The 4733-nt window shown below is 57.6% G+C and carries 5 protein-coding genes; 2 read left to right on the forward strand and 3 right to left on the reverse strand.

Annotation, left to right across the window (positions count from 1 at the left end):
- Together MDG893_RS20205 and MDG893_RS20210 are read right to left on the reverse strand one after the other, a co-directional pair.
- On the reverse strand, window positions 1-320 hold a 320-nt coding region (locus MDG893_RS20205), incomplete at its 3' end, for a CBS domain-containing protein (RefSeq protein ID WP_007155709.1).
- A 125-nt stretch (window positions 321-445) separates the two neighbouring features.
- Window positions 446-1417: an alpha/beta fold hydrolase gene (locus MDG893_RS20210; protein WP_007155710.1), complete on the reverse strand. Its 972-nt coding sequence runs from the start codon at window positions 1415-1417 to the stop codon at window positions 446-448.
- A 243-nt stretch (window positions 1418-1660) separates the two neighbouring features.
- Between MDG893_RS20210 and MDG893_RS20215 the strand changes: the two genes are divergently transcribed.
- Window positions 1661-3019 carry an alanine/glycine:cation symporter family protein gene (locus MDG893_RS20215; RefSeq protein WP_007155711.1) on the forward strand — a complete coding sequence of 453 codons (1359 nt, stop codon included), beginning with the start codon at window positions 1661-1663 and terminating at the stop codon, window positions 3017-3019.
- Between the two features lie 138 nt (window positions 3020-3157).
- Window positions 3158-3811: a peroxiredoxin gene (locus MDG893_RS20220; protein ID WP_007155712.1), complete on the forward strand. Its 654-nt coding sequence runs from the start codon at window positions 3158-3160 to the stop codon at window positions 3809-3811.
- Between the two features lie 75 nt (window positions 3812-3886).
- Here the strand turns inward: MDG893_RS20220 and MDG893_RS20225 are convergent, their stop codons facing one another.
- Window positions 3887-4669 (reverse strand): MetQ/NlpA family ABC transporter substrate-binding protein, encoded by a 783-nt coding sequence (locus MDG893_RS20225; protein ID WP_007155713.1) that lies wholly within the window; start codon window positions 4667-4669, stop codon window positions 3887-3889.
- Window positions 4670-4733: the final 64 nt, after the last annotated feature.

Genomic DNA, 4733 nt, shown 5'->3' on the forward strand with positions numbered 1-4733 from the left:
ACCGGGTAGACTTTGGGCTTGCCTGCGCCCAGGTTCTGGGCCAGATCCACGACAGACATTTCCGCGGATATGGTGACCGGATTGCGAAACATAACGTCGTCCACGATCGGGTCGCCTTCGTGGTGGTAGTTGCTCACCAGCAGGGCGTGGATACAGTCCTGCTCGGACACAAACCCGATCACCTTGCGTTGGTCATCTACCACCGGCAGGCCCGTGACATGGTTGTGGAGCAGGGTTTTGACCACTTTGGTTAAGGGCGTCCCACGACGAATGGGCTCGATGTGGTTCCACATGACATCGGATACTTTTAGCGATTGCATTGGCAGACTCCCTGACCGGTCATATTCTGGATTCGTCCCTCTTTAAACATAGGCAATGAGGGCGAAAACTGGAAGTAATAAACCCCCAACCCGCGATCTCTATCTCTTTCTGCGGGCGCAGGCCATCAGCCGTTGCCCTGCCTCGGCTGTTGCGCCATGGTTTCAAACCCGATCCCGGCAAACCGCGACAACAGAGGTTCCGGAAGATCGTGCCCCATGCCCTCAATCATCTCAACGCGGGCGTGGGGCATCAGATACCCCAACTGCTCCGCAGCTACCGGCCGCACCAGCGGGTCGGCCTTGCCATGAATTACGGATACCGGCACCCGTATACGCCGTGTCGCTGATGACAGGCTGCCAGTTGCCAGGATGGCACGGGTCTGGCGGAGAATGCCGGCGGAATGATAGCTGCGCCGGAACTCCCGCACGATCCGGTCTCTCACTTCCTGTTCGCGAGGAGGGTAGCCCGGGCTCTGAATCGCCCTCCAGAAGTCCAGGGAGCGTGCGACAACGGCCGCTTCATCATGCCCCTTGGCGCCAATACCTGCCAGGCGCCAGATCAGCTTTGACTTTGGCATTGGCAGACGCGGACTGTTGGTGGAGGTCATGATAAGGGTCGCCGAGCGCACGCGTTCGGGGCGATTCGCAGCCACCAGCTGGCTGATCATCCCCCCCATGGAAACACCCACCAGATGAGCGCTGGCCAGGCTCAGGGCATCCATCACGTGACACACATCGTCCGCCATGTCATGCAGGGTATAGGGCGCGGCGATCGGCAGGCCCATCCGGTGCCTTGCCATGACCGCAACCGGATGACCCTCCAGACGATCCTTAAGGTGCGATGACAGGCCAATGTCACGGTTATCAAACCGGATTACCCGGTAGCCTTCACACACATACTGGTTCAGCAATGCCTCCGGCCAGAGCGTCATCTGCGCCCCCAATCCCATCACGAAGATCACCGGCTCCCCGGCGGGATCTCCCCGGGTTTCCACACAGAATGACAACTCACCTGCCTGGACGTGAATGGTCTCGGGCATGGCGTTAACCGACGTATCGGCAGAATGCCAATCAGAGCGGCTTAGGGTTTCCGGCATAGAAGGGCTCCTGAGGTAACCAGTCCACAGCTTAACCCGAGAGGCTCCGAATCCAATAGCTTTGCCGACACGCGGCGCGTCAGAACGGCGAATTCTTTGCGGCGAATATTTACAGACAAAAATAAGTATATAAACTCAATGAGTTATAAGCTCCCGCCGAGCCCGGGTCTGTATTATTCAGATCCATATTGCCGTTGTCGCGGAAGCTCCTCATTACCAAGGCACAAAAACAGGGAGATTCCCATGGAAGCCTTTGAGTCGTTTATTAGCAGCATTAACGCACTGGTCTGGGGCCCACCCATGCTGGTGATGATTCTTGGTGTCGGGTTGTTTCTGAGCATTGGCCTGAAGCTGATGCCGGTGTTGAAACTGCGAGCCGGTTTTCAACTGATGTGGAAAGGTCGCACCGGGGCCGAATCCGAGGGCGAAATCCCTCCGTTTCAGGCCCTGATGACCGCACTGTCTGCCACCGTCGGTACCGGTAATATCGCTGGCGTTGCCACCGCGGTATTCCTGGGCGGCCCCGGAGCCCTGTTCTGGATGTGGCTGACGGCGCTGGTTGGTATGGCCACCAAATATTCGGAGGCGGTACTGGCGGTACGCTTCCGGGAAGTGGACGAACGCGGCGCCTACACGGGCGGCCCGATGTACTACATTCGCAACGGCCTGGGCAAAAAATGGGCCTGGCTGGGTGTGCTGTTCGCCATCTTCGCAGCGGTGGCCGCGTTTGGCATTGGCAACACGGTGCAGGCCAACTCGGTGGCTGATGTTCTGGAAACCAACTTTAACCTGCCACACTGGGTTACCGGCCTTGTGTTGATGGTACTGGTGGGCCTTGTGCTGATCGGCGGTATCAAACGCATCGGCCAGGTGGCGAGCACGTTGGTGCCCTTTATGGCCATCGCCTATGTCCTGGTTGGCCTGATGGTACTGGCTATTAACGCCGATCAAATCCCGAGTGCCATCGCCATGGTGTTCACCCACGCATTCAGTCCGGTAGCTGCCGAAGGTGGCTTTGCCGGCGCCGCCGTCTGGGCGGCTGTGCGCTTTGGTGTGGCCCGCGGCATTTTCTCCAATGAGGCCGGCCTGGGGTCCGCCCCTATCGCTCACGCGGCAGCCCAGACCAAGAACCCGATCAACCAGGGCATGGTTGCCATGCTGGGCACGTTCATCGACACCATCATCGTGTGCAGTATCACCGGCCTTGTCATCATCAGTTCTGGCGCCTGGACCTCCGGCGAAACCGGTGCGGCACTGACCTCATTGGCCTTTGAAAGCGGACTGCCCGGATTTGGCAACTACGTGGTCGCCATCTCACTGGCGATTTTTGCCTTTACCACCATTATTGGTTGGTCCTTTTACGGCGAACGCTGCATTGAGTTCCTGTTCGGCGTCAAAGCCATCGTGCCGTACCGCGTGATCTGGATACTGGCGATACCGGTTGGCGCCACCATCAACCTTGGCCTGATCTGGCTGATCGCCGATACGCTTAACGCCATGATGGCACTGCCAAACCTTGTGGCCTTGCTGTTGCTGAGCCCGGTGGTATTCAAGCTCACCCGTGAGCATTTCGAGAAAGAGCGGTCAGTCGGCGTGAACTGATCGAAACATGAAGACGGATGAGGCAGATCAACGCCCCTTGGTTTTCTCCCATCCGTCTCCACTGTTTATTGTATAGACTGAATCTTATGCCGGCGCTTCGTCTGGCCGGGCTTTCGTATCATCAAAGGAGGAAACGCGATGAGTTTACGTCTGGGAGATACCGCACCGGATTTTGAGCAGGATTCCAGTGAAGGCAGGATCGATTTTCACGAGTGGCTGGGCAACAGCTGGGGCATTCTGTTCTCACACCCTGCGGACTTTACGCCAGTGTGCACCACAGAGCTGGGGCTGACGGCCAAGCTGAAAGACGAATTCGCCAAACGTGACGTCAAGGCGATCGCCCTGAGCGTGGACCCGGTCGATTCTCACAAGGAGTGGATCAAGGACATCAACGAAACCCAGGGTTGTGCCGTCAACTTCCCGATCATTGCCGACCACGATCGCAAGGTGTCCAGCCTTTACGACATGATCCACCCCAGCGCCAATGAGACGCTGACTGTGCGTTCGCTGTTCGTGATCGACCCGAACAAGAAAATCCGCCTGATGATCACTTACCCGGCCAGCACCGGTCGCAACTTCAACGAAGTACTCCGGGTTGTCGATTCTCTGCAGATGACCGACATCCACAAAGTGGCGACACCAGGTAACTGGGAACCCGGCGGCGACGTGGTGATCGTGCCGTCCCTGCAGGATGAGGATGAAATAAAAGAACGTTTCCCGAAAGGCTATCGGGCGGTGAAGTCCTACCTGCGGATGACACCGGACCCGGGATCGAACTGGAGTGGAGATTAAGCGCTGAACGCGCAATCCGCTGAAACGAAAAAGCCGGGCTAATGCCCGGCTTTTTTATGCCTATCGTTCCTGGCCTCAGAATGCCGGAACCACGGCTCCCTCGTACTGCTTCTTGATAAACGCCTTGACCTCATCCGTTGTCAGCGCCTTCGCCAGCTTCTGGATTGCCTCATCGTTGGCGCGGCTTTCATGAGCCACCAGAATGTTTACGTACGGCGATTCAGCCCCCTCAATAACCAGCGCATCTTCCGTCGGATTAAGGCCGGCTTCCAACGCGTAGTTGGTGTTGATGAGCGCCAGATCCACCTGGTTCAGGATACGCGGCAAGGTAGCGGCTTCCAGTTCCTTGAATTCCAGATCTTTCGGGTTTTCAGCGATATCACGCGGCGTGGCGGTGATCTTGCTGCCGTCCTTCAGGGTGATCAGGCCGGCTTTCTGCAGCAGAAGCAATGCGCGGCCACCGTTGGTGGGATCGTTGGGGATCGCCACTGTGGCGCCTTCTTCAAGGGCTTCCAGAGAGTCAATTCGGCTTGAGTAGGCACCGAACGGCTCAACGTGAACACCCACTACGCTGACCAGATTGGTACCACGGCCGTCATTGAACTCGTCCAGGTACGGCTGATGCTGGAAGAAGTTCGCGTCCATCCGCTTCTGATCCACCTGCACGTTAGGCTGGACGTAATCGGTAAACACCTTCACATCCAGCTCCACACCCTGTTCCGCCAGCTTGGGCTTAACAAATTCCAGGATCTCGGCGTGGGGTACCGGCGTTGCCGCCACGGAAAGCTTTTCCGCAAACGCGGCGGAAGAGAATGTTGCAATGGCAGCCACTGCTACCAGGGTCTTCTTGAAGTTCATAAGCACGTTCTCCTGCGGGTATTGTCGATGAATTCATCTAGCCTGGGAGTGCGGCAGACGGTGG

It is taken from the genome of Marinobacter algicola DG893, from assembly GCF_000170835.1.
Classification (GTDB): Bacteria; Pseudomonadota; Gammaproteobacteria; order Pseudomonadales; family Oleiphilaceae; genus Marinobacter; species Marinobacter algicola.

Coding starts and splice junctions, on each gene's coding strand:
- MDG893_RS20210 (WP_007155710.1), bottom strand. CDS start 1,417: ATGCCGGAAACCCTAAGCCGCTCTGATTGGCATTCTGCCGATACGTCG.
- MDG893_RS20215 (WP_007155711.1), top strand. CDS start 1,661: ATGGAAGCCTTTGAGTCGTTTATTAGCAGCATTAACGCACTGGTCTGG.
- MDG893_RS20220 (WP_007155712.1), top strand. CDS start 3,158: ATGAGTTTACGTCTGGGAGATACCGCACCGGATTTTGAGCAGGATTCC.
- MDG893_RS20225 (WP_007155713.1), bottom strand. CDS start 4,669: ATGAACTTCAAGAAGACCCTGGTAGCAGTGGCTGCCATTGCAACATTC.